Source organism: Neisseria sp. P0024.S006 (genome assembly GCF_051956595.1).
GTDB lineage: Bacteria > Pseudomonadota > Gammaproteobacteria > Burkholderiales > Neisseriaceae > Neisseria.
In genome coordinates, this window is record NZ_JBQCXH010000002.1 from 192,887 (window position 1) to 218,292 (window position 25,406).

The following is a 25,406-nucleotide window of genomic DNA, read 5'->3' on the forward strand; positions in this document are numbered from 1 at the left end:
TATTCCTCTAAGGCATGATTATTCGTTTAATAATTCATATTATGCAGAAACCAGGTTTCTATAATCAAGCCTTTCATTCAACACACACCCATATCATGGATTCCCTCACCAGATTTTTTCAGACGGCCTTGCAGCTTGCCATCATCGGCGCAGTATGGGGCATCTCCGACCTTATCGTCCGCTTCACGCATCTGCCTATTTCTTCAGGCGTATTGGGCTTGTTCCTCATGCTCGCCCTTTTGGGGCTCGGCATCATCCGCCCGGGCATGGTTGACCGCGGCGCAAAATGGGCATTGGGCGAACTCGTCTTTTTCTTCATCCCCATCATGGTTTCCGTCTTGCAATATCAAGACCTGCTGATGTCCGAAGGTTGGCAGCTGATTTTGACCATCGCCGTCGGCACCGCGCTCGTGATGATCAGCACCGCCCTGACCCTCGATTTCTGCTACCGCTGGAAACGCCGCCTCTACAAAAAACTCCACTCCTAAAAATAGAGAATAAAAATGGACTACACCGCCCTTGCCTGCTTCATCTGGACTTGCTTTGCCTATGTCGTTGCCAAAAAAATCCACCGCAAAAAACCCTTAATGATTTTCTCCCCCGTCGTTACCGTCTCCGTCAGCACCATCCTTCTGCTGCTGGCATTCGGCGTCAATTACGACACCTACCACAAATATACCCAAGGCATCGTCTTCCTGCTCACTCCGGTTACCGTTGCCTTTGCCGTCCCCATTTATGAAAACCGCGAAGTCATCCGCCGCCAGCTGCCCATCCTCTCCATTGCCATTATGGTGGGTATGTTTGTCGGCGTAGTCAGCGCATTCCTCATGAGCCATATGTTCCACTTCAACAACGAAGTGACCAACAGCCTGATGGCGCGTTCCATCTCCACGCCGTTTGCCGTCGTCCTCGCCAGCGAAATCCACGGTTCCGCCTCGCTCGTTTCCCTGTTCACCATCATCACCGGCTTTGTCGGCATGATATTCGGCGACCTGTTTTTGGCCTTTACCCGCATCCGTTTCCACACCGCCAACGGCGTGGCATTCGGCAATGCCGCCCACGGCTTCGGCACATCGCGCGCCGGACAACGCCACGAAACCGAAGGCGTGATGGCCAGCCTGACCATGATTTTGGCCGGACTGTTTATGGTATTGTTTGGCCCGACCATGGTACATTTGGTAATTTGGATGATGAGTTAGGTCCCGTCCTGATGACCATACACAAAAAGGCCGTCTGAAACACATATCGGTTTCAGACGGCCTTTTATATTATGGAACGATTACAGTTTGAAAATAGAAGCTTCTGCTAAATCATGAATGGTATCCAACGCAGATGAACCTGTACCATTGCTTGAATAGGTCGCATTGTCTGAGGAAAGACCGGCAGAAGAATCAAGAGGATCAGCCTCACCAAACGCACGGCTCAAAAGTTCATCGCCATCGAAAGCTTTGGATTCCAATATCGGCTTCGCGGCCGGCTGCGCAGGCTCGAAACCTTCCCACTCACGCGGATCAAGGCGGATGATATGGTCATCATCATAACCGTCATTAGGACCTTTGCCTTCTCCTGAAAAAGTACCGTCCCATTCGCGCGGATCGAGGCGGATGGTATGGTCATCATCATAGCCGTCATTAGGACCTTTGCCTTCTCCTGAAAAAGTACCGTCCCATTCACGCGGATCGAGGCGGATAACAAAATCTTCAGAATCACCTTCTTTACTTGGTTGATGTACTTTAGCCATGAAATTCTCCTTAACAAATAAACGGATACTGTACCTAATGCCTCATAAAAGGCATTGCGGACTCTATTCTAGAACAAAGAAAACAGCGGGCAAAGATAGAAGGGAACAACGGTTTATTAACACGATAATTGGATTTAAATCTTTTTAAAACAAATAGATATGATTTATACACCATACCCGGTCATCCATAATTAAAAATCTCACCCATGCCGTCCACCAAGATGATTTCCCCTCTTCCGTCCCCTTGCTATGTAACAAAAAGGCCGTCTGAAAAATGACTTTCAGACGGCCCTTTCATTTGCTCAAACCTTATTCTTTAGGCAGGCGCAGGACGGAGACGATGAATCCGCCCCAAATGACGATCAATGCGACAAGCATCATAATAATGGCTGAAGTACTCATTATTCGTCTCCTTCACGTTCGTGTTCATGTTCGTCTTTGACATTGAAGCCCTGACCGTGTTTCCACGGCAAGAATGACAGCAAGACCGACAATACGAGGATGGCGCCCACCATGCCCCAACCAAAGATATTGAGGAAGCTGTCAGGATAGCCGCTGTAATTCTCTTTTAGGAGGCCGGCAGTATCCTGATAAAGCATATAGCCGAGCATGGCGACGGTAACCACCACGCTGGCTGTCCACACTTTGCCGACACGGATGGAAGACAGCGCGTTCAAGTGGTTACGCAGTTCCGGCAGCTTGTTCAACAAGACAATCGCCAAAACGTAAACAAAACCGGAAGCCACAATGCCATAAGTATTGATGAATTTGTCCAATACGTCCAACACAGGCAGGCCGGTGGTCGTACCGAACAGCAAGGTGGAAATAATCGCCATGGGAACGCCAGCAATCAACGTTGCGCTGACACGGCCGATGTTCATTTTGTCTTGAATTGCGGCCACAATTACTTCAACGATGGAAATCATAGAAGTTACACCGGCAAACACCAGCGAGCCGAAGAACAACACGCCGATCAATGCGCCCATAGGGGCTTGGTTGATGATGGTCGGGAACGCGATAAACGCCAAACCGATACCGTTGGATGCCACTTCGCTGACTTCTTTACCTGCGGCTTGAGCCATAAAGCCCAATGCGGCAAATACGCCGATACCGGCGAGCAACTCAAAGCTGCTGTTGGCAAAGCCGACAACCAAGCCTGTGCCGCCCAAGTCGGTTTTTTTCTTCAGGTAAGAAGAATAAGTAATCATGATGCCGAAGCAGATGGAGAGCGAGAAGAAAATTTGACCATATGCGGCTACCCAGACTTTCGGATCGGACAATCGGCTCCAATCAGGCGTAAACAAAGCGTCCAAACCTTTTGCCGCGCCCGGCAAGGTCAGTGCGATGCCCACCATGATGACAAACATCACCACCAACAACGGCATGAAGAATGTGGACGCACCGGCCACGCCTTTTTGCACGCCCAAAGCCATAATCGCCAGCGTAAACACCCAAACGGCAATCAGCGGACCGGCCACTTTGCCGACAAAATCCAAGCCCAAGTCTTTGGCATCGGCCATTTGCAGGAAGTCTTTGAAGAAGAATGCCTGCGGATCCGTACCCCATGCCGAAGTAAACGAATAATAGGCATAGCTTGCCGCCCAGCCGACAATCACGGCGTAGTAGATACAGATGATGACGTTGGTCAGGAAGTTCCACCAACCCACCGGCTCAAACCAACGGCCGAGGCGGCGGAAGGCCAAAGGAGGCGAACCGCGGTAACGGTGGCCGATGGCATAGTCGAGCAGCAACAGCGGAATACCTGCCGTCAACAGCGCAACCAAATAAGGGAGGACGAAAGCACCGCCGCCGTTGTCGAAGGCGATGTAAGGGAAACGCCAAATGTTGCCTAAGCCCACGGCCGAGCCGATGGCGGCAAACATAAAGGCACGGCGACTGCTAAACGTCGCGCGTTCGCTGGATTGAGAATTTGACACAATGAACCTCTTAAAAATCGAGTGTCGTCAAGGCCTCCCGGCCTTGCGCGTATATATTTAGAAATCAGGCCGGACAAACCGGCCGGTTAAAATAGATATTCGGACAAGGATAATATCCGGTATTTAAAGAATGCACCGCTTATGGCCATGCAAACATAATCTGACCTTATCGTAAAAAAATTTAACACTGTTGGCAAGTCAGTATTGCATTAAAATCGCAAGGAAAATCTTCATGCACTACGACTAAAATCTTCATACACTTCTTTATATACAAGCCAAACGCAACACCCAAGCCCCGTTTTTCCCTCCCCTTCCCACTGACAGCCGCCCTCGCCGCAAACCGCCTTTTCCTTATCCAGTAAGGAAAAGCGGCAACCCAACGCATTCAAATCCCCCGTCATCAAAATGTTTCAGACGGCCTGTTTTCCTTCCGTCCAATCCGGGCCGTCTGAAAATTACACTGTTGTATGTTGTAATCAAAAGCCACACTCACATTCCGTTTAATATAAACAAAAACAATCCACCTTTTCCCGTTTCCTTCATTACCGTGATTTAAAACGGACACAAAACATCAAAAAATGGAATTAATAAAAATAAAATTTCAAAAAATATTAAATAACATTAAATTTAAACCTGCATTTCTACTCTAATCATCTACAATTAAAAATAATCAAACCAAAAAATTTCAATAAAACATTAATTACACAGCACTACATTTTTGCTATAATTGCCGCCATTCACTCCACAACCCAAACCCAAAAGAAGAGGAAAAGCCATGGGTATCAAAGTTGCCATCAACGGTTACGGCCGCATCGGCCGCCAAGTAGTGCGCGCTATTTTTGACTACAAACTGCAAGACCAACTCGACATCGTTGCCATCAATGCCAGCGGCAGCATCGAGACCAATGCTCACCTGACCAAATTCGACACTGTTCACGGCCGCTTCAACTCTGAAGTTTCCCACGATGAGAAACACCTCATCATCGACGGTAAAAAAATCCCTTACTTCTCTACTCGCAACCCAGCCGAATTGCCATGGGGCGAATTGGGCGTTGACCTGGTCATGGAATGTACCGGCGCGTTCACCAGTAAAGAGAAAGCCAAAATCCACTTGGAAAGCGGCGCGAAAAAAGTGCTGATTTCCGCTCCCGGCGGCGATGACGTTGACGCAACCATCGTTTACGGCGTAAACGACGACGTGATTACCAACAACATGACCGTTATCTCCAACGCATCTTGTACCACCAACTGCCTGGCGCCTGTTGCCAAAGTATTGAACGAAAACATCGGTATCGTAAACGGCGTAATGACCACCATCCACGCGCTGACCAACGACCAGACCGTAACCGACGTACGCCACAAAGACCTGCGCCGTGCGCGTAGCGGCGTGGAAAACATGATTCCGACCAAAACCGGCGCAGCAAAAGCCGTCGGTTTGGTATTGCCAGACCTGAAAGGCAAACTCGACGGCCTCGCCATCCGCGTACCGACCGTCAACGTTTCCCTGGTTGACCTGAGCTTCCAAGCAGGCCGCGACACTTCCGCCGAAGAAATCAACGCGCTGATGAAAGCCGCTTCCGAAGAAGGCCGTCTGAAAGGCGTATTGGCCTACAATACCCTACCGCTGGTTTCCATGGACTTCAACCACACTACCCAAGCCAGCACATTTGACTCTACGCTGACCAAAGTCACCGCAGGCAAAATGGTTAAAGTGTTCGCATGGTACGACAACGAGTGGGGCTTCAGCTGCCAAATGCTGAACACCGCGCGCCGTATGTTCGGTTTGGAAGTACGTCCGTTCTAATCGGCTTCCAACACAAAGGCCGTCTGAAACATCTTTTCAGACGGCCTTTTGTATTTCCTTTAAAATATCGCATTCCCATTTCTTTTCAGACGGCCTCTTCATGTTTCCCAACGAATCTGCCCCCAATCTGCTGCAAGGCTTAAACCCCGAACAACTCTCCGCCGTAACCTGGCCGCCGCAATCCGCCCTCGTTCTGGCAGGCGCAGGCAGCGGCAAAACGCGCGTGCTGACCACGCGCATCGCCTGGCTTTTGCAAAGCGGACAAGCCAGCGTGCACAGCATTATGGCGGTAACGTTTACCAACAAAGCCGCCAAAGAAATGCAGACCCGTTTGGACGCGATGATTCCCGTCAACGTCCGCGCCATGTGGCTCGGCACGTTCCACGGCCTCTGCCACCGCTTTTTGCGCCTGCACCACCGCGACGCCAGCCTGCCCTCTTCCTTCCAAATCCTCGACAGCGGCGACCAGCTTTCCCTGATCAAACGCCTGCTCAAAAGCCTCAACATCGCCGAAGAAATCATCGCGCCGCGTTCGCTGCAAGGCTTTATCAACGCGCAAAAAGAATCCGGTTTGCGCGCTTCCGTGTTGAGCGCGCCCGACCCGCACACAAGCCGCATGATTGAATGCTACGCCGAATACGACAAAATCTGCCAACGCGAAGGCGTGGTCGATTTTGCCGAACTCATGCTCCGCAGCTACGAAATGCTGCAAAACAACGAAATCCTGCGCCAACACTACCAAAACCGCTTCAACCATATTTTGGTCGACGAGTTTCAAGACACCAACAAGCTGCAATACGCCTGGCTGAAACTGATTGCCGGCAACCACGCCGCCGTCTTTGCCGTCGGCGACGACGACCAAAGTATTTACCGATTCCGCGGCGCAAACGTCGGCAACATGACCGCGCTGATGGAAGAATTCCACATCGACGCGCCCGTCAAACTCGAACAAAACTACCGCTCCGTCGGCAACATCCTCGCCGCCGCCAACGCCGTCATCGAAAACAACGACGAACGCCTCGGCAAAAACCTGCGCACCGATGCCGAAGCAGGCGACAAAATCCGCTACTACTCCGCCTTTACCGATCTCGAAGAAGCCCAATTCATCGTAGACGAAACCAAAGCCCTCGAACGCGAAGGCTGGGATTTGGACGAAATCGCCGTCCTCTACCGCAGCAACGCCCAATCGCGCGTCATCGAACAAAGCCTGTTCCGCAGCGGCATCCCCTACAAAATCTACGGCGGCCTGCGCTTTTACGAACGCCAAGAAATCAAACACGCACTCGCCTACCTGCGCCTCGCCGTCAATCCCGACGACGACAACGCCCTATTGCGCGTGATTAACTTCCCACCGCGCGGCATTGGCGCACGCACCATCGAAAACCTTCAGACGGCCTCAAACGAACAAGGCATCACCCTCTGGCAGGCAGCCTGCAATGCCGGCGCAAAAGCCACCAAAATCGCCGCCTTCGTCCGCCTCATTGAAGCCCTGCGCAATCAAGTCGGACAAATGCCCCTGTCCGAAATTATCGTCGGCATCCTCAAAGACAGCGGCCTGACCGAACACTACCGAACCCAAAAAGGCGACAACCAAGACCGCCTCGACAACCTCGACGAACTCGTCAACGCCGCCATCGAGTTCAAACCCGAAGACAGCAACTTTGAAACCCTGCCTGAAAACATTTCAGACGACCCCGCCTTCCCCATCCTCGCCTTCCTCAGCAACGCCGCCCTCGAATCCGGCGAAAACCAAGCAGGCGCAGGCGAAAAAGCCGTCCAACTCATGACCGTCCACGCCTCCAAAGGCTTGGAATTTAACGCCGTCTTCCTCACCGGCATGGAAGAAGGCCGCTTCCCCAGCGAAATGAGCCTCGCCGAACGCGGCGGCCTCGAAGAAGAACGCCGCCTCATGTACGTCGCCATCACCCGCGCCCGCAAACGCCTCTACATCACCATGGCGCAGCAAAGAATGCTGCACGGACAAACCCAATTCGGCATCGTCTCCCGCTTCGTCGAAGAAATCCCGCCCGAAGTATTGCACTACCTGTCCGTCAAAAAACCCGCCTACGACAGCTACGGCAACACACGCCAAACCGCCACGTTCAAAGACAAAATCATCGAAGACTTCAAACAGCCGCAAACCTACGCAGGCTTCCGCATCGGCCAAAACGTCCGCCACGCCAAATTCGGCACCGGCATCATCATCGATGCCGTGGACAAAGGCGAATCCGCCCGACTGACCATCAACTTCGGCAAACAGGGCGTGAAAGAGTTGGACACCAAGTTTGCGAAATTGGAAGAGATGTAAAAGGGAGATGGCAGGGGTCGTCTGAAACCCACGCTACGATGTACACCGACGGCGCAAAAGGCCGTCTGAAAACGGGAACAACAATTTTTGCCGAAACCTCCGCCGTCATTCCCGCGCAGGCGGGAATGACGGCATTAAAGAATCAGAAGTTTGTAAATTAAGTCATTCAAACAAGTGACTGAATTCTTGTCTTTGAATCTAAAAAGATTAATCAGCAAAAATAGGAAAGGGAAAAAATGGGATTTTTTAGTGAATTGTGCAATGATTTGATCCGTGTAAGAGAAAGTTTGAAACAAGTAGATTCGTCAAGATTGTCAGACTCAAAACGTGAAGAGCATAATTTAATTTTTATGACAATTTTGTCTATGTTGGAACAGCCTGATTTATGGGAGGAGAGCTGTAAGTTCAACATTCAGAGTCAAGGAAAATGGTTTCGAATTTCTTTGAGAAATCAAAATTTTGCTTCAGAGTCAACGCAGGATTCGGGGATATATGCACGCTTTATCGCGTTTCTGGTTGAGCTGGATTTATCATTAGGTTTCAATGGACTTACAGATTCAGTCAAAAACAATGAACTTCGTGAGGCGTGGGAAAAGGTAAAACAGAAGGTTTTTTCTAAAGATGATGGTGTTTATTATGCTTTCTATCAGCAACCAATAAGCATATTAAATTTTTATATGAACAACACCGGTTTCAAAACTTTTTTTGATTTTGAAAAGAAAAGCACTGAATTAAAACATACAATTACGACACAAAAGTTGGATATAAATCAATCTATTAGTTTTTATTGGAAAGAACTTAAGAGCAAAGAAAGTGAAGTAACAAAATTAAAAGATAAATTAGACGAATACAAAACAGCATTCAACTTTGTCGGCTTGTCCCAAGGATTTGAAAATCTATTGAACCAAAAAAAATCGGGCAAAATGGCTGACGTTTGCTGTGTTGATTCTTTTATCGATTATCACGCTTGCTCCATTATGTTTCAGTTTCTATAAAAAATTCATGGTAAACGTAAATGACGTAAATATTTCTTGGCAATCCATGCTGCCTGTCATTGGCTTGGAGTTTGTTTTAATCTATTTCTTCAGAGTGGTTTTAACTCATTACCATTCGATACAGACTCAAATCATGCAGTTAGAACTGCGGCAGTCGTTGTGCCAATTTATCCAAAGCTATGCCGAGTACGCAAAAACAATCAAAAGTGATGACAAAGATGCGTTGGAAAAATTTGAAAATCTGATTTTCAGCAGTATTTTATCTAATCCTGATAAAGTGCCGGGTACATTCGATGGTGTGGAAGGTTTAACGTCTTTACTGAAAGAATTGAAGAAATAAAATTAATTAAAGGCCGTCTGAAAACTAAATGGTTTTTCAGACGGCCTAAAATCTTTATTTTCTCACGTCCCAAATCATGTGTATATGTAAAACTTACAGTCCCATGGATTAGATTCTCAACCGATATATTGGGAACAATCAGTCAAATAAAGATCGTTAACTGCTCAATACATCGCCCTTCTTCGTCAAAACATATTGATAAACTTCTTCTACCGTAGCCTCGTCATAGCTTTTGCCAAAGCGTTTTTTGTAGCCCAGTTCGTATAGTTTCACATGATGCCCTTCCGGGATTTCAACGCCCACATTTTCCAAACACGATTTGGCACAATGCAGATGACAGCCGTCAATAACCAACATCGGCCGTCCGGACTGCGCTTTGCGCACCAACGGCGCGACTTTGCCGCCCACGCCGGAAATGCACGACATTTCAAATTCTCCGGCATGGTCGAGCGCTACGGCAGTGTTGTTGGCCAGCTGCGCCACATCGGAACATCCGGAACAAGAATAAATTAAGGGAAGCTCATTGCGGTTAGGCATTTTCTATTTCCTTCGGTAGCGGTTTTTATCTTTATATGTCCGCCCATAGTCAGTCTGTCGGGCGCATCATGCGTGGTATGCGAATATTCGGGTTGCACCCGTTTTCGTTTTTTCAGACGGCCTACGGCTTATCCATTTATATATTAAAAGGCATCATAACTCAATACGATTAGACATTCTAGAACAAAGCAGATTGCACCTTCTAAAAAATCAAGGCCGTCTGAAACTAAATTGTTTTTCAGACGGCCTTTATTTGAGATTAATGATTAGGCTTTAGGTTCGCCATCATTCTCTGCTTTGGGTGGAACGGGTGCAAACCAGCCGACCAGAAGCAGCAGCAGGCCGACGATGATGAAGGAGGCGATGCGTTCGATGCCGCCGCTGTTGGAAAGCTCGATCAGGAAGAGTTTGACAACCACAATGCCCATCAGCGTCGCGCCTGTCATCCAGTAGGAGCGCTGTTTGCGGCGGTTGCCGAGTACCATCAAGATGATGGCGGTTACTGCCCAAACGACGGAGAGGCTGGCTTGCAGGCCGAAGGATTGGAGCATGATGTCAAGACGCCAAGTGATGCCGTCGTAGAAATGCCATACGCGCATCACGCCCGCGCTGATCAGCATAAATGCCAAGGCGGCGACTGCGGTTGCCGTGGTACGGCGCAGTTCGGGCGGTAAGGCTTCGGGCAGGGATTTCAGTGCAAACCAAAGCATACCGGCGCTGGCAAGTTCCACCGGATTGAGCACGGGAATATACGGCAACGGCGAAGGTTGGAACGGTATGGAGAAGTTGGTCCACAGCATCCAACAGGCAGCGGCAAGGGCGCACAACGGCATAGCAAAATGTTGATAAATGGTTTGATGCCGTCTGAAAAATCCACGTTGGCGCTGCGTATGGAAAACAATCCACATCGCCAAAGGTACAACCAGCCATGAGAGCTGAGTCCAAACGCCGGAGAGGAGGCCGCCGACATACAGCGCCGTCCAAAGCGTCCAAAGTATGCCGAGTATTGTGATATTGAGTTTGTGCAACCAAAGCAGATCAGGGCGCGGATAATTGTTCAGAATGATGAAGTTCAACACGGTAGCGGCGGCAAGCGGCAAGGCTGCGGCGGCTGTCCATGCGTGTTCGGTATGGTAGAAGACAAAATGCAGGGCAAACACGGGCAGGAATGCTAAGTTTGCCTGCAGAAGCTCTTCCCATTTCAAACGTTTGGCAAACAGCAGCAGGCCGGCAAATATCGGCCACATCCACAACTCGATAAACAGGGTTTCCTCGCCTGTCCATTGCATATAGAGGGCGTAGCTGCCTGTCGCCAACGCAGTAAGCAGGATAATCCAGCCTGAAACCTGCGCAAAGTAAACCTCGTTTCCTTCCGGCTTTTCGCTTGCAACCGGCACGCGCGGATATTGCAGCGCGTAGGCAGCCGCAAACAGTAAAGGCGTAGCGGCAATAAGGTACAGATGACTCAGGAAGCCTTGGGATTCATAAATGATGCCGGATTGCAGCAACAGGGCGAACAATACATTGCCCAAGGCAAATGTGATGAACACATTCGGCTCATGTTTGCGCCGGCAGAATGCCCACGCCGCTGCCAAAGCAGAGAGAGCGACAATGCTGCCTTGGTCGGCCAAGAAAAGCAAAGGCAAAATAGAGATGTACAGCAAGGCGGCAGACAACACGGCCGTCTGAACGGATTTTTCCCATTGCGCCGAACCTTCGCGACGCGAGAAATTCCACAATAAATAAATCGCCGCTCCGCCAAGCAACACCACAACCGTCGTAAACCACTGCCCTTCCAGAACAGTATCGGTGCCGAAGCCCTGATAATTGCCCAGCTGAATCAGTGCCGCCAAGAGATAAACCATCAGCGCACCCAAACGGATATGCGGACGCTGTTGGCGCAAACCGAAGAAATAAACCAGTGCAGATTCGGCACTCCACAAGATAACCGTATTGCTCGGTTCAAAATAAAGCGGAACGGCAATCGTGAGGAACAACACCGCCAACGCAAAAAACGCCTGACGCAAAATATACAAACCCTGCTGACGTTTCAGCAGCAGCGCGGCCAATCCGTAAACAGAGGCAAAACCCAATGCGGAAAGCGCATCCGCAGACGGCCAATGCTCCACCATGCGGTATTGCAGTCCGAATGCCGCCGCCATCGTGCCGAACAATAAAGTATGGTCGAGGACATGCACGCGCAGGCCGTGTGTATAAATACTCTTGCCGATTTCTTCCAAAGTCGCATTGTCGGCAAGCGGCGTAACGCTGTCTTCGCTGTTTTCCGTCAGCTTACGGCGTGCGAACAGATACGCGATAAAGGTATAGAGCAGCCAGTGGTAAATCAAGAAAGGCTCGGTAGTGGCGAAATGTTGCGGCGTATAACTTCGCATGCCCCACAGCGCGGCAATGGCAAAAGTAGCGACAAAACCCGTCAGGTTCAGCGGACGCCATGCCTTAAACCAAGCAATCGCGGCCACACCGCCGTTGAGCAGGGCAAGATAAGAAAACAGCACCAAATAATTGCCGCTGCCGTCTGAAGTCAGCAAAGGCGCGGCCATACCGCCGATTAAAGCAACCTGCGCCATAATCTGCGCATTCTGCCTTACCGCCAGCCACGCCATCAGCACAACCATCGCCACCATCAGCCCGAACACGACCGACACAGGCAGCAGCGGATGCAGTTTCAACGCCGCCAAGGCCGTCAAATACATCACCGCCACGCCGAAACCCTGCAACACCAAACCATACTCACGCTTACGGCTTTGCAGTTTCCAACCGCCGACCACCGCCGCCAAACCCGCGCCTGCCACCGTCAGATAACGCAGCTCGACAGGCACATGGACACGCTCGGAGGCATAGCGTAACAAAAACGCCAAACCGAGGAACAACACCACAATGCCGGTTTTCAACAACGGATTGCCGCGCAAGAACCAAGCAATAATCGGATTGTCGGAAAACTTGTACCCACCATCCTCCGCTTGATTTTTATGGATAACGAATTGACGCGATGGCGCTTCTTCGCTTTCAGACGGCATCGAAGCAACAACAGCCTCTTCCTTAGACTGCTCTTCTTGTTCAGCAGCAACAGCAGATACCGCCTCAAGCCCTTCTGATTCCACAACAGGTTCAGATGAAGCAGAAGCCTTAGCAGAAACAGGATCAATAGGTATAGAAAAAGAAGGAGCAAACGCCTCTTCAATCTTCTGCTTAACAGGCGCAGCTTCCGCCCTTGGCTCAACCTTAGCATGAAGCGGCTCAGAGGCCGTCTGAACATCGGCAACAGGCCGAGCCTCAAGCCCCTGCCCTACCTTCACCTCATCACGGACAGCCTCATGCTCCAATATAGACAAACGCTGTTTCAGCAGCTCGATTTCCTGCTCCAGCTTTTGCATCCTGTCACCTGCCGTAGCAGATTCAGCCAGTCGCTCTTCTTGGCGTTGTTTGGCGATTGACCAAGCAACCAGCCAAAACAACGACCCAATAATGACGCCGGTGAACATTTCATCAGCAAAATAGCCGATAATAATAGGAATAAGCAGGCCGAAAAACTGCATAAAACACCTGTTTGATAACAATTAAGAATATGCCGATTGTAACACCGGCAACATTATTCATGAAAAAAAGAGACAAAAGGCCGAGAATAAAAGCATACTGCGAATAGAATGTAGAGAATCGGAATAGAAAAAGGCCGTCTGAAAATATTTAGGGATTTTCAGACGGCCTAATATTATTGTCAGGTTAATTGAGCAACTATTTATTGAACCTTAAGACTCTTCACGAGGATACCCGTTGCTATAAGCCTTCTCAAACCATTCCTGAGCCAGCGTGTCATCCTGTTGAAAACCTTGGCCAAGTTTATACTTAATGCCTAAACAAAACTGAGCTGATGCAACTCCCTGCTCTGCCGCTTTACGATACCAATAAATCGCTAATACATCATTTTGCGTCACGCCTACCCCATCATTGTACATCTGAGCTAATTGAAACTGAGCATCGGCATGTCCTTGTTCCGCCGATTTACGAAACAAAGACAGTGCCCGCTTATAATCAATACCAAAAGAAGGATCCCATTGATCTACACTTCCACCGTATCGATACTGAAAACCCAATTTGTATTGAGCCTCTATATCTCCTTCATTTGCCATATGCTCATACATCGTCAACAGATACCACTGAGCATCGCCATATGGCCCATCTTTAAGAAACCATTCTTCTGCCTGTTTATAGTCTTGCGCAACACCCGTTCCATTCTCATACATCTGACCCAATCGGCACATAGCAGGACCATATCTCTGATTACCAGCCAAACGATACCAGTACAATGCCTGCTCATAATCTGACAATTGAAAATACAGCTCACCCAAATAAAATTTAGCTTGGACAATACCCTCCTCTGCCTTCACATGCAGCCACTGTTTCAACTGCTCATAGTCCCTGTTAGTCAAAAAACTAGAATACTCCTTTATCAAAAGGTATTGCGCATCAAGATGTCCCTGCTCTGCTGCCTTCATATACCAATGCACTGCCTTTCGATAATCTTTAGGCTCTTTATTACAACATAACCCAGCTAATTCATATTGAGCCTGGACATTTCCTTCTTCTGCCAACTGAGTAACAGCTTGAATAGGATCAGGCGCAGTTTTTTTACCTACACTCCATCGCATAAGTTTGGAAAAAACAATAACGACAGCTATTAAAAAACAAGCAAGTAACAATTTCATCTTATATTCCCAGTCTTATTCATTTTTTATTTTCGATACCATAACTATTTTTTAATTACACCCATAAATCAAATTCTTAAAATCTGGTAATGCTGAATATAACATCGTCTGAAAACCTTGAAAGGTTTTCAGACGACCTTGGATAGGTTTTGGGGTTTCAGTAGGTCGAATTCTCGAATCCGACGGCTATTTAAGATGGCAGGCTTTTGTTAGATACAAATATTCAGTCTGTAGATTGCTGTTGATATATTTATTTCAGGTTAGCATTTCTACATTAACAACTTGATTTGCAAATAGTTGGTTTATTAAATTTATGGCTTGTGCATTTAGAACTTGTACAATTTTTAGTCTTAATTTTCTTTCTAGCAGAAACAAAGTGAGCCACACCGTCTATATTATAGGTATCTATAATATTTTTAATTACTCTCTCAACTTCCTTTTTCTCAACATCTGAATAACTATTAAGGATAAAACGGGCATTTCTAATATAAAAACGATTTGCAAGATTTGGAGCTAACTTTCTAAAATAAGGACCATCCTCATCTAAAAGGACAAATTGTTTGAACTTGAGTGTATCCCCACGCCCATTTTTTCCAATTCTGATCGGATTTATACCAATCCAAGTTACCTTACCCGAAATTCCTTTATCTCCTTTCCAAGGATGTATAGATCCTATACCGATAACAGCATCATAGTGCCAGTTTCTTATAGCCCCCATACAATCACTCTCCCCAAATACTCCATTTTCACTAGGATCCCCTGTATGAGTACGTTTATATACCAATACCTTCATTTATTAGTCTCCTTTTAAGACTTGAAACCATCTTAGGAATAGCATAGAGATACTTTATTTATGGGCTCTCAATGCGCCTCTTCCCAATTCATCCCCACGCCCACTTCTGCCACCAGCGGCACGTTCAACATCCCTTCGTCCACTTTCGCCATAATCTGCGGCAGTTTTTCTTTGACTAAATCCAGCTCGGCTTCGGGTACTTCCAGCACCAGTTCGTCATGCACCTGCATAATCAGTTTGCTTTGTAAGAGGTCGTCCCACGGGGAGGTTTCGCACTCTGAAAGCCAGCGGGATACGTCTATCATGGCGCGTTTTATGAGGTCGGACGCGGTACCTTGCATGGGGGCGTTGATGGCGGCGCGTTCGGCTCCGGCGCGGGCGTTAGCGTTTTTGTTGTGGATGTCGGGCAGATAGAGGCGGCGGCCGAACAGGGTTTCGACAAAGCCTTGCGCGGCGGCTTGTTCTTTGGTGCGCTGCATATATTCGGCAACGCCGGGATAGCGGGCAAAGTAGCGATCAATAAAGTTTTTGGCGGAGATGTTGTCGATGCCCAATGATTTGGCAAGGCCGTATTGGCCCATGCCGTAAATGAGGCCGAAGTTGATGGTTTTGGCGTAGCGGCGTTGTTCGGACGAGACATTTTCAGGGGCGATGCCGAACACTTCGGCGGCGGTGCGGCGGTGTACGTCTTCGCCGTTTTGGAACGCGGCGATGAGGGTTTTGTCGCCGGAGAGGTGCGCCATGATGCGCAGCTCGATTTGGGAATAGTCGGCGGAAACGATGACGCTGCCTTGCGGTGCGGTGAAGGCGCGGCGCACGCGGCGGCCTTCTGCGGTGCGGATGGGGATGTTTTGCAGGTTGGGGTTGTTGCTGGCGAGGCGGCCGGTGATGGCGACGGCTTGGGCGTAGGTGGTATGCACGCGGCCGTCTTTGGGGGAAATCATTTCGGGCAGTTTGTCGGTGTAGGTGGATTTGAGTTTCGCTAGGCTGCGGTTTTGCAGGATGATTTTGGGCAGGGGGTAGTCGGGTGCGAGCTGTTCGAGCACGGCTTCGTTGGTGGAAATGCCGCCTTTGGCGGTTTTTTTCAGGCCTTTGGTGGGGATGCCCATTTTGTCGAACAGGATTTCTTGAAGCTGTTTGGGCGAGTTGAGGTTGAACGGCTGGCCTGCGGCGGCGTAGGCTTCTTGTTCGAGCTTCATCAGCTCAGCGCCGAGCTCTGCGCTTTGACGGGCGAGTTCGGCGCGGTCGATTTGTACGCCGTTGCGCTCCATTTCAAACAATACCTGCGCGACGGGCAGCTCCATTTTTTCATACATTTCAAGCTGTTTGGCGTCCATCTGCGCGCGCAGGTGAGCTTCGAGGCGCAGGGCGAAATCGGCGTCTTGGGCGGCGTATTCGGTCGCCTGCCCGATGGCGACATCGGCAAAACTGATTTGCTTCGCGCCTTTACCGCACAGCGATTCGTAGGTAATGGTTTCCAAGCCCAGCCAGCGTTCGGACAACTCGTCCAAGCCGTGTCCGAGATGGCTCTCAATGATGTAGGAAGCGAGCATGGAATCGCCGGCAATGCCGTTCAGGGCGATGTCGTAGTTGGCGAAAACGTGTTGGTCGTATTTGAGGTTTTGCCCGATTTTTTTCAGGGCGGGGGTTTCCAAATGCGGTTTCAGACGGCCTAATACGTCTTGCAAATCAAGCTGTTCTGGTGCAGCGGTCAGGCTGTGTCCTACGGGGATGTAAACCGCTTCGCCTGCTTGGAACGCGATGCTGATACCGACCAGCGCGGCATTCATCGCGTCTAGGGAAGTGGTTTCCGTATCGATGCCGATTGTGTCCGCCTGCGACAGTTTATCTAACAAAGCGGCAAACTGCGCTTCGGTGGTAACGGCTTGATAATCCAGCTTTTCTGGGGCGGGGGCAAGTTCAGGTTGTTTTTCAGGCTGTGTTTCCATCGCCAATGCGGCCTGTTCGCCGATATGCTCGCTACCGAATAAATCTGTGTTTTGCGCTTCGTGCATACGGCTCTCTGCCTCTTTCAACCAAGTGCGGAAGCCCCAGCGTTTGAAATCGACAACCAGCTGCGCCCATTTAGGCGTAGTGCGGCGCAGGCTTTCGAGGCCGTCTGAAAGCTCGGTGTGCAAGTCCACATCGGTTTTAATCGTTACCAAGTCATATGACAGCGGCAGTTGTTCCAAAGCGGCTTGCAGGTTTTCGCCGACCTTACCTTTGACTTCGCCAGCGTGTTCCATCACACCAGCCAGCGAGCCGTAGGCTTCCAGCCATTTCACCGCCGTTTTCGGGCCGCACTTCTCCACGCCCGGCACGTTGTCCACCTTGTCGCCCATCAGCGCGAGATAATCGCGGATTTGGTCGGGGCGCACGCCGAATTTTTCTTTCACGCCTTCAATGTCCAGCGTTTCGCCGCTCATCGTGTTCACCAGCGTCACGCGCTCGTTCACCAACTGAGCCATGTCCTTATCGCCGGTGGACACCACCACGTTCCACCCTGCTTCGCCGGCCATCGCCGCCAACGTGCCGATAACGTCGTCCGCTTCCACCTGCGGAATAACCAACACCGGCCAGCCCATCAGGCGCACCAAATCCGGCAAGGCTTCCGCCTGCGGGCGCAAATCGTCCGGCATCGGCGGACGCGTCGCCTTATAGTCGGGGAACATCTCGTGGCGGAAATTCTTGCCCTTCGCGTCAAACACCACCGCGCAATAGTCGTGCACATAATCCGCACGCAGTCGGCGCAGCATGTTCAATACGCCATACATCGCCCCCGTCGGCGCACCATCGGGCGCAGACAAATTCTGCCCCATAGCATGATAAGCGCGGTAAAGATAAGAAGAGCCGTCAACGAGAAGGAGTGTGGGTTTGTTGGACATGGAGAACCTGCTGTGTGTATGAAAATAATGTACGGATTATAAAGGAAAAGGCCGTCTGAAAACCGAAAATCAAGTTTCAGACGGCCTGATGTTTACATAAATATACGGTTTCAGGTATTGCGCCGCAGAATCCCATCTTGTATATTTGTATTCAAATGAATACAAACTAAAACAAACGAATATGAATGCAACGAACCGTATCCCAATCAGCGTGCGCATCACTCAGGAAGATGCTGATTTTATTGCCGAACTCAAAATCGAAGGTGCGAATACGCCGTCTGAAAAAATCCGCGAACTGCTCAAACTGGCTCGCTTGGCGCATACGCAGACACGCGATTACAGCTCCGCACTGACGGCGCAGGAGCAATTTTTCCAAGCGGCAAAACACGAAATCTTGCACGCTGAAAAACAGGCCGGAGTGCATTCGCATATCGTGGCGAGGTTGTTTGAACAATTGCCCGACTTGGGTGCGACGCTCGCCGCCGACCTGCCCGAAGAAGCCGACCTCGACGATTTGAAAAAATACGAACGCGAACTGATGTGGCGCATCGTCCGCCTCACCGACAGCATCTTGCAACTCGCCGTAACCGGCAAAGGCGCGGCATACGACGACAGCGTGCTGCAACAGCTTGAAAACACTTTGAAACTGGCAAAGATTGTGCAGCAGGCAAATGAAGTTTAAGACTGCCTCCATACCAAATGAAACAAACACATTTTAGTGAAAGGAAATCCAAATGAGCGAAACCCTATCCCGCCGAGTAGGCCGTCTGGTAAGCGGCGGTTTTCATGCCCTGATTGATGCGGCGGAAAACCTTGCACCTGAAGCGGTCATGAGCGAGAGCATCCGCGAAATCGAGCGGGCGGTGGACGAAGTACGCGCCGAGTTGGGCAAAGTGTTGGCGCAGAAACACCTTGCCGCCAAGAAAATGGCGGACGAGAGCAACCGCCACGAAGCCATCGATGCCAACCTGCAAGCCGCCGTGGATGCCGGTCGCGACGACCTTGCCGAGGCAGGCATCGCCGAACAAATGGACATCGAAGCGCGTCTGCCTGTTTTGGAAAACACCATTGCCGATTGTGCCGCACAAGAAAAAGAGCTCGAAGGCTTTATCGCCGCCCTGCAGGCAAAAAAACGCGAGATGCAGCAGCAGTTGCAAGACTGGCGCGCCGCACAGCAGAACGCGGGCGCAGGCAAAGCAGCAGGCGGCAGCGACCTCAACCGCATCGCCCGTGATGCCGAAAAAAGCGGCAACGCTTTCGACCGAGTGATGGGTCGTCAGAACGCGGTACACAGCAGCACCGATGCGGCGCAGTTGGCCAAGCTGAAAGAACTGGAAGACTTAAGCCGCAACAACCGTATTGCCGAACGATTGGCGGCGTTGAAGGCGAAATCATAAGCCATATTGAGAAAATCGCGGTTTCAGACGGCCTTTATCTTCATGGGGCCGTCTGAAAAAAGAAAACCATACACACCTCAATAACAAAAAGATGCCGGATTGGGAAAATCCAGTTGGTTACAACAAATTAATAAAAATATCCATATCCAATCGGCTTAACTTTAAAATAAAATATATGCCGTCTGAAAATTAAAAAGAATAAGGAAATGCAATATGTGGAATTTAATCAACGCCCCCGAAACTGAAATCTTCGGCATTGCCATTGCGCTGATGGTTTTGCTCGGTGTGTTTGAAGTCATTTCCATGCTGGCAGGCGGTATTAGCGACTGGTTGGACAACCTGTTGCCCGACAGCCTGACCGAAACCGCGCACGCCGAGGTCGGATTAGATGTGGCGGATGCAGGCATATTCGTGCGTTTCCTGAGCTGGCTGTATGTCGGACGTATCCCGGTATTGATGTTGATGGTGGTGTTCCTTGCCGTATACGGACTGACGGGTTATCTGTTTCAGACGGCCTTTGCCACTGTATTCGGCAGTTATCTGAATGGCACGCTGGCAGCAGCCATCGTTTGGTTTCTTTCCCTGCCCTTGGTGCGCGTAACGGCTGGCGGTTTGTACAAAATTATGCCGAAAGATGAAACCACTGCCGTTTCGCAGGAAAGTTTAATCGGCCGCGTCGGCACGGTGGTGTTGGGCGAAGCTCGGGTAGGCAATGCGGCGCAGGTGCGCGTGAAAGATGCTTACGGCCAACAGCATTATGTGATGGTAGAGCCTGACTCTAATGATGTATTGAAACAAGGCGATGCGGTATTGCTGGTGTCGTTGGACGGAAATACATTTAAGGCGATTTTAAATCCGAGCGGAAGCTTGGTGGATTGAGGCCGTCTGAAACCGCTGATTCATCGATACGGGAAAAAATAGATACTTTACCGCCCTATCCTTACCATCTAGAAATTTGAAATAACAATTAGAAAAACAACCGCCCTATTATTTCAACCCATATTTTTAACCCTTTCAGACGGCCTCTTTCCCTCAAAGCCTTCTGAATCCACCGCCCTCAAAGGCATATTAACAAGAAGAAAGGAAAAACCATGAACTTGGTCTCCATCGGCACCATCGCCGGCGTCATACTCGTCGCGCTAATTGTACTCGGCCTCATCCTGACCCGTCTGTACCGCCGCGCCAGCAAAGAAGTCTCATTTGTCCGTACCGGTTTCGGTGGCGAAAAAGTCATCATGAACGGCGGCGCGATGGTGCTGCCCGTGCTGCACGAAATCATCCCCGTCAACATGAATACACTGCGCCTCGAAGTACGCCGCGCTGCCCAACAAGCTCTGATTACCCGCGACCGGATGCGCGTCGATGTGATGGCTGAATTTTACGTCCGCGTCAAACCCAGCGCCGAGAGCATTGCGACCGCCGCACAAACGCTGGGTATGAAAACCATGTCCCCCGATGAGCTGAAAGACCTCGTCGAAGGTAAATTCGTTGACGCCCTGCGTGCTGTTGCCGCCGAAATGGCCATGGAAGAACTGCATGAAAAACGTGTTGATTTCGTTCAGAAAGTGCAACAAGTCGTGAGCGAAGACTTGTTTAAAAACGGCCTCGAACTCGAAACCGTCTCCCTGACCGGCCTCGACCAAACCAGCTTTGAGTTCTTCAACCCGCAAAATGCGTTTGACGCGGAAGGTTTGACCAAACTGACTGAAACCATCGAAGGCCGCCGCAAAAAACGTAACGAAATCGAACAAGACACTGACTTGGCGATTAAAACCAAAAACCTCGAAGCCGAGCAGCAACGCCTGAAAATCTCGCGCGAAGAAGAATACGCCAAACTCGAACAAGAGCGTGAGATTGCCGTACGCCGCGCCGAACAAGAGGCCAGCATTGCCGAACAAGAATCTCAGAAAAAACGCGAGGCGGAAGAAGCCAAAATTGCCGCAGAACGCGAAGTGGATTTGAAACGCATTGCCGCCGAACGCGACATTAAAAACGAAGACATCCGAAAAGCCCAAGCCGTTGAACAGGCAGAGGTTGAACGCCGCAAAGCCATCGAGTTGGCCGAGCAAGACCGCGCCATCGCCGTTGCCGAGAAATCGCGTGCCGAATCCGAAGCCAAGGCCGAAGCCGACAAAGCCCGCGCCGCCGCCGTTCGCGAAGAAGAGAGCGTGATTACCGTACGCGAAACCGAACGCGCCGAGCGTGCCAAAGCGGTCGAGTTGATTGCCGCCGAAGAAGCCGCACAAAAAGACGCGATTTCGCTCACCGTCGCCGCTGAAGCCGAAAAACAGGCTGCGCAAGACCGAGCTGAAGCCGTGCGCATCGCCGCCGAAGCCGAAGCCGAGAAACAACGCCTGCAAGCCAAAGGTGAAGCCGATGCCAAAATTCTGTTGGCTCAAGCGCAAGAGCAACAATATAAAGTTGACGCCGAAGGTACCCGCGCCGTCAACGAAGCTGCCAACGTCCTGAGCGTTGAGCAGGTTGAAATGCAAGTCCGCCTTGCCCTCTTGAAACACCTGCCCGACATCATCCGCGAATCCGTCCGCCCAATGGAAAAAATCGAAGACATCAAGATTTTGCAAGTCAATGGTCTGGGTGGCTTTGCCGGTGGTGCAAACGGCGCGGAAGGTGCTTCAGACGGCCAAACCACACAAGCCAACCTTGCCGACCAAATGGTCAACAGCGCCCTGCGCTACCGCAGCCAAGCCCCGCTGGTTGACGGCCTCTTGAAAGAGTTGGGACTGAATGGTGGCGACATCAACGGTCTGACCCAAGGGTTGGATAAAAGCATCGACCAATCATAAACAAATGCCATCATAATGGTTTAAAGGCCGTCTGAAACAGGTTTTCAGACGGCCTTTTGTTTATACAAGAGCTTCCACAAATTCTAATATTTTCAATACTGATCAATTCAGATCTGTTGCGGTTGCAATAAATTAGGAATTATCCAACCTGCTTTTTATGGTTAAAAAAGATTGAGTGGGCTATTCTTAGCCAAATAACAAGACTAACTGCTTTGACAATGATCCACCAACAATTGAGTCATAAAAACTGATTCTAGCGTTTCGATTTCAAACTTGCCATCTACTCGTCTATCGACATTTCAATATCAAGCCGCTTATCTTCAGGCAAATAAAAAAGCACAACATTTCGTTGTGCTTTTTCTTGATGAACCCACATTACTTGTTTTTTTGCGAACGAAGGTAGTCCAAAGTTTTCAGCTGGGCAATGGCTGCTGCCAATGCTTTGTGCGCTTCGGCCAGAGATTTATCATCTTTGGCTGCAGAAACACCTGCCTCGGCTGCTTTCTTAGCTTCTTCAGCACGCGCCTGATCCATTTCGGTACTGCGGACGGCAACGTCTGCCAATACGGTAATCTTGTCAGGCTGTACTTCTAAAACACCGCCGGAAACAGCAACCAACACTTCTTCAGCTTCACCCGGAACAGTCAAACGCAATGCGCCGGGGCGTACCAAACTCATAATCGGCTCGTGTCGTGGATAAATACCAAGCTCACCTTGAACGGTCGGAACCACCACAAAGCTGGCTTCGCCCGAATAGATGTTTTGCTCGCTACTGACCACTTCAACTTGCATGACGCTCATGCCGACCTCCTTAGTTTAAGGTTTTCGCTTTCTCAACTGCTTCTTCGATGCCGCCTACCATGTAGAACGCTTGTTCAGGCAGATGGTCGTATTCGCCGTTCAAGATGGCTTTAAAGCCGGCAATGGTATCGCGCAGGGCGACATATTTGCCTGGAGAACCTGTAAACACTTCTGCAACGTGGAACGGTTGAGACAGGAAGCGTTGGATTTTACGGGCACGCATTACAGTCAGTTTGTCTTCGTCAGACAATTCGTCCATACCCAAAATGGCGATAATGTCGCGCAATTCTTTGTATTTTTGCAGAGTGGACTGTACACCGCGCGCTACGTCGTAGTGCTCTTGACCCAATACCATCGGATCCAATTGGCGTGAAGTAGAATCAAGCGGGTCAACTGCCGGGTAAATACCCAAAGAGGCAATATCACGGCTCAATACGACTGTGGCGTCCAAGTGGGCGAAAGTTGTCGCTGGAGACGGGTCAGTCAAGTCATCCGCAGGTACATATACGGCTTGGATGGAAGTAATGGAACCGGTTTGGGTAGAGGTAATACGCTCTTGCAAACGACCCATTTCTTCAGCCAATGTCGGTTGGTAACCCACTGCAGAAGGCATACGGCCCAACAGTGCGGATACTTCGGTACCGGCCAGAGTGTAACGGTAGATGTTGTCAACGAAGAACAATACGTCGCGGCCTTTACCGTTTTCGTCTTTTTCGTCACGGAAGTATTCGGCCATGGTCAAACCGGTCAAAGCAACACGCAGACGGTTGCCCGGAGGTTCGTTCATCTGGCCATACACCATGGCTACTTTATCCAATACGTTGGAATCTTTCATCTCGTGGTAGAAGTCGTTACCTTCACGGGTACGCTCACCCACACCTGCGAACACGGACAGACCGCTGTGCGCTTTGGCGATGTTGTTGATCAATTCCATCATGTTTACGGTTTTGCCCACACCGGCACCACCGAACAGACCTACTTTACCGCCCTTAGCAAACGGACACAGCAAGTCGATCACTTTAATACCGGTTTCCAGCAATTCGGTAGTTGAAGACAACTCGTCGAATTTCGGAGCAGTTTGGTGAATGGCACGGCTCTTGTCGGTATCGATAGGACCTGCTTCATCAACAGGCGTACCCAATACGTCGACAATACGACCCAATGTACCTTTACCTACCGGTACAGTGATTGGCGCACCAGTATTGCTTACAGACATGCCGCGTTTCAGGCCGTCTGAACTACCCATTGCAATAGTACGGACAACGCCGTCACCCAGAAGCTGTTGAACTTCCAAAGTCAGACCGTTCTCGTCCAATTTCAGGGCATCGTAAACATGCGGGATAGCGTCGCGTGGAAATTCCACGTCAACCACCGCACCAATAACTTGTACGATTTTGCCTTGGCTCATTATCGTATCCTAATTTCCTGTTCAGGCTTCAGACGGCATTAAACTGCCGCTGCACCTGCTACAATTTCTGACAATTCTGTGGTAATCGCGGCTTGACGCGATTTGTTGTACACCAAGCGCAATTCTTTGATGGCATTGCCTGCGTTGTCGGTTGCGGCTTTCATCGCTACCATACGCGCGGCTTGTTCAGATGCCATGTTGTCGCTCAATGCCTGATAAACCACAGACTCTAAATAGCGGCGAACCAAATATTCCAATACGGCGATAGGACTCGGCTCGTAGAGGTATTCCCAAGTAAATGAAGAATGACCTGTTCCGTCGTCAATAACGTTTTCACCGATAGGCAGCAAAACTTCCATACGCGGCTCTTGGCGCATTGTGTTGATAAAACGTGAGTAAACCATATGGATACGGTCTAATTCATGTTTCTCATAACGTTGGAAGATTTCGGTCAAAGGGCCAAGCAACGCTTCCATTTTCGGGGTATCGCCCAAATTAGTTGCACTGGCAATAACGTTCAAACCGATGCTTTGGCATGCAGCCAAACCTTTACTACCCAGGCACACGACTTCGACTTCGATGCCTTGTTCCTGATACTCTTGAACTTGCGCCAAAAACTTTTTCAGTACGTTTGCGTTCAAGCCGCCGCACAAACCTTTATCCGAGGTAATCAAGATGAAACCGGCACGACGCACTTCGCGGTGCGGCTCCAACAATTTGATACCATGATCGGCATTGGTCTGTGCAAGATGGCTCATCACTGTACGCACTTTTTCGGCGTACGGACGCGCTAAGCGCATCCGGTCTTGAGTCTTCCGCATTTTAGAGGTCGACACCATTTGCATCGCTTTAGTGATCTTTTGGGTATTTTGAACACTACGGATTTTGGTGAGAATCTCTTTTCCGACTGCCATTTCAGACTCCTTTCATCT

21 protein-coding genes are annotated in these 25,406 nt (G+C 50.0%); 10 read left to right on the forward strand and 11 right to left on the reverse strand.

The genetic code is table 11. The features are described from left to right. Positions 1-14: 14 nt before the first annotated feature. On the forward strand, positions 15-488 hold the full coding sequence (locus tag ACTHUF_RS04685) for a CidA/LrgA family protein (protein WP_049331645.1): 474 nt from the start codon (positions 15-17) through the stop codon (positions 486-488). 15 nt (positions 489-503) lie between these two features. Continuing rightward, on the forward strand, positions 504-1,199 hold the full coding sequence (locus ACTHUF_RS04690; protein WP_003748143.1) for an LrgB family protein: 696 nt from the start codon (positions 504-506) through the stop codon (positions 1,197-1,199). Positions 1,200-1,279: 80 nt separating this feature from the next. On the opposite strand, the gene ACTHUF_RS04695 is transcribed toward ACTHUF_RS04690, so the two are convergent. The 3 genes from ACTHUF_RS04695 to ACTHUF_RS04705 all read right to left on the reverse strand — a co-directional run bounded on the left by ACTHUF_RS04695 (position 1,280) and on the right by ACTHUF_RS04705 (position 3,678). Next, entirely contained in the window at positions 1,280-1,741 is a 462-nt protein-coding gene (locus ACTHUF_RS04695) for a hypothetical protein (protein WP_440407267.1), read from the reverse strand. A 309-nt stretch (positions 1,742-2,050) separates the two neighbouring features. Beyond that, positions 2,051-2,143, reverse strand: coding sequence for a methionine/alanine import family NSS transporter small subunit (locus ACTHUF_RS04700; RefSeq protein ID WP_036472778.1), 93 nt, complete (start codon positions 2,141-2,143; stop codon positions 2,051-2,053). Continuing rightward, positions 2,143-3,678, reverse strand: coding sequence for a sodium-dependent transporter (locus tag ACTHUF_RS04705; RefSeq protein ID WP_440407268.1), 1,536 nt, complete (start codon positions 3,676-3,678; stop codon positions 2,143-2,145). Before ACTHUF_RS04705 ends, ACTHUF_RS04700 begins: the two co-directional genes overlap by 1 nt. A gap of 775 nt (positions 3,679-4,453) precedes the next feature. Here ACTHUF_RS04705 and gap point away from each other — a divergent pair. From gap to ACTHUF_RS04725, 4 genes are all read left to right on the forward strand, one after another. Continuing rightward, on the forward strand, positions 4,454-5,482 hold the full coding sequence (gene gap / locus ACTHUF_RS04710; protein WP_440407269.1) for a type I glyceraldehyde-3-phosphate dehydrogenase: 1,029 nt from the start codon (positions 4,454-4,456) through the stop codon (positions 5,480-5,482). A gap of 100 nt (positions 5,483-5,582) precedes the next feature. Next, positions 5,583-7,790, forward strand: a complete 2,208-nt coding sequence (uvrD, locus tag ACTHUF_RS04715) for a DNA helicase II (protein ID WP_440407270.1) — start codon at positions 5,583-5,585, stop codon at positions 7,788-7,790. A 236-nt stretch (positions 7,791-8,026) separates the two neighbouring features. Continuing rightward, positions 8,027-8,785: a hypothetical protein gene (locus ACTHUF_RS04720; RefSeq protein WP_440407271.1), complete on the forward strand. Its 759-nt coding sequence runs from the start codon at positions 8,027-8,029 to the stop codon at positions 8,783-8,785. Between the two features lie 133 nt (positions 8,786-8,918). After that, the gene (locus ACTHUF_RS04725; RefSeq protein ID WP_440407272.1) at positions 8,919-9,125 is read left to right on the forward strand and encodes a hypothetical protein; all 207 of its coding nucleotides are present in this window, start codon (positions 8,919-8,921) and stop codon (positions 9,123-9,125) included. Positions 9,126-9,281: 156 nt separating this feature from the next. On the opposite strand, the gene ACTHUF_RS04730 is transcribed toward ACTHUF_RS04725, so the two are convergent. The 5 genes from ACTHUF_RS04730 to polA all read right to left on the reverse strand — a co-directional run bounded on the left by ACTHUF_RS04730 (position 9,282) and on the right by polA (position 18,064). Beyond that, on the reverse strand, positions 9,282-9,662 hold the full coding sequence (locus ACTHUF_RS04730; RefSeq protein WP_003748129.1) for a putative zinc-binding protein: 381 nt from the start codon (positions 9,660-9,662) through the stop codon (positions 9,282-9,284). A 266-nt stretch (positions 9,663-9,928) separates the two neighbouring features. Next, positions 9,929-13,219: a DUF2339 domain-containing protein gene (locus ACTHUF_RS04735; RefSeq protein WP_440407273.1), complete on the reverse strand. Its 3,291-nt coding sequence runs from the start codon at positions 13,217-13,219 to the stop codon at positions 9,929-9,931. A gap of 210 nt (positions 13,220-13,429) precedes the next feature. Continuing rightward, a complete protein-coding gene (locus ACTHUF_RS04740) occupies positions 13,430-14,386 on the reverse strand; it encodes a tetratricopeptide repeat protein (RefSeq protein WP_315093439.1) in 957 nt (318 codons plus the stop codon). Positions 14,387-14,660: 274 nt separating this feature from the next. Continuing rightward, complete coding sequence (locus tag ACTHUF_RS04745; protein WP_315093437.1) at positions 14,661-15,179, reverse strand: hypothetical protein; 519 nt, start codon at positions 15,177-15,179, stop codon at positions 14,661-14,663. A gap of 68 nt (positions 15,180-15,247) precedes the next feature. Continuing rightward, positions 15,248-18,064, reverse strand: a complete 2,817-nt coding sequence (polA, locus tag ACTHUF_RS04750) for a DNA polymerase I (RefSeq protein ID WP_315093435.1) — start codon at positions 18,062-18,064, stop codon at positions 15,248-15,250. Positions 18,065-18,245: 181 nt separating this feature from the next. On the opposite strand from polA, the gene ACTHUF_RS04755 reads away from it, so the two are divergent. The 4 genes from ACTHUF_RS04755 (at position 18,246) to ACTHUF_RS04770 (ending at position 22,265) form a co-directional block, all read left to right on the forward strand. Further along, on the forward strand, positions 18,246-18,746 hold the full coding sequence (locus ACTHUF_RS04755; protein ID WP_004518995.1) for a hypothetical protein: 501 nt from the start codon (positions 18,246-18,248) through the stop codon (positions 18,744-18,746). 52 nt (positions 18,747-18,798) lie between these two features. Further along, entirely contained in the window at positions 18,799-19,461 is a 663-nt protein-coding gene (locus tag ACTHUF_RS04760; RefSeq protein WP_315093432.1) for a PspA/IM30 family protein, read from the forward strand. 213 nt (positions 19,462-19,674) lie between these two features. After that, positions 19,675-20,340: a YqiJ family protein gene (locus tag ACTHUF_RS04765; protein ID WP_315093431.1), complete on the forward strand. Its 666-nt coding sequence runs from the start codon at positions 19,675-19,677 to the stop codon at positions 20,338-20,340. Positions 20,341-20,552: 212 nt separating this feature from the next. After that, positions 20,553-22,265: a flotillin family protein gene (locus tag ACTHUF_RS04770; RefSeq protein ID WP_315093429.1), complete on the forward strand. Its 1,713-nt coding sequence runs from the start codon at positions 20,553-20,555 to the stop codon at positions 22,263-22,265. Between the two features lie 375 nt (positions 22,266-22,640). Here the strand turns inward: ACTHUF_RS04770 and ACTHUF_RS04775 are convergent, their stop codons facing one another. From ACTHUF_RS04775 to atpG, 3 genes are read right to left on the reverse strand one after another with little or no spacing between them, the layout of a single operon-like run. After that, positions 22,641-23,066 (reverse strand): F0F1 ATP synthase subunit epsilon, encoded by a 426-nt coding sequence (locus ACTHUF_RS04775; RefSeq protein ID WP_036492070.1) that lies wholly within the window; start codon positions 23,064-23,066, stop codon positions 22,641-22,643. 10 nt (positions 23,067-23,076) lie between these two features. Next, a complete protein-coding gene (atpD, locus tag ACTHUF_RS04780) occupies positions 23,077-24,474 on the reverse strand; it encodes a F0F1 ATP synthase subunit beta (RefSeq protein ID WP_003748111.1) in 1,398 nt (465 codons plus the stop codon). A gap of 38 nt (positions 24,475-24,512) precedes the next feature. After that, positions 24,513-25,388: a F0F1 ATP synthase subunit gamma gene (atpG, locus tag ACTHUF_RS04785; protein WP_003748108.1), complete on the reverse strand. Its 876-nt coding sequence runs from the start codon at positions 25,386-25,388 to the stop codon at positions 24,513-24,515. Positions 25,389-25,406: the final 18 nt, after the last annotated feature.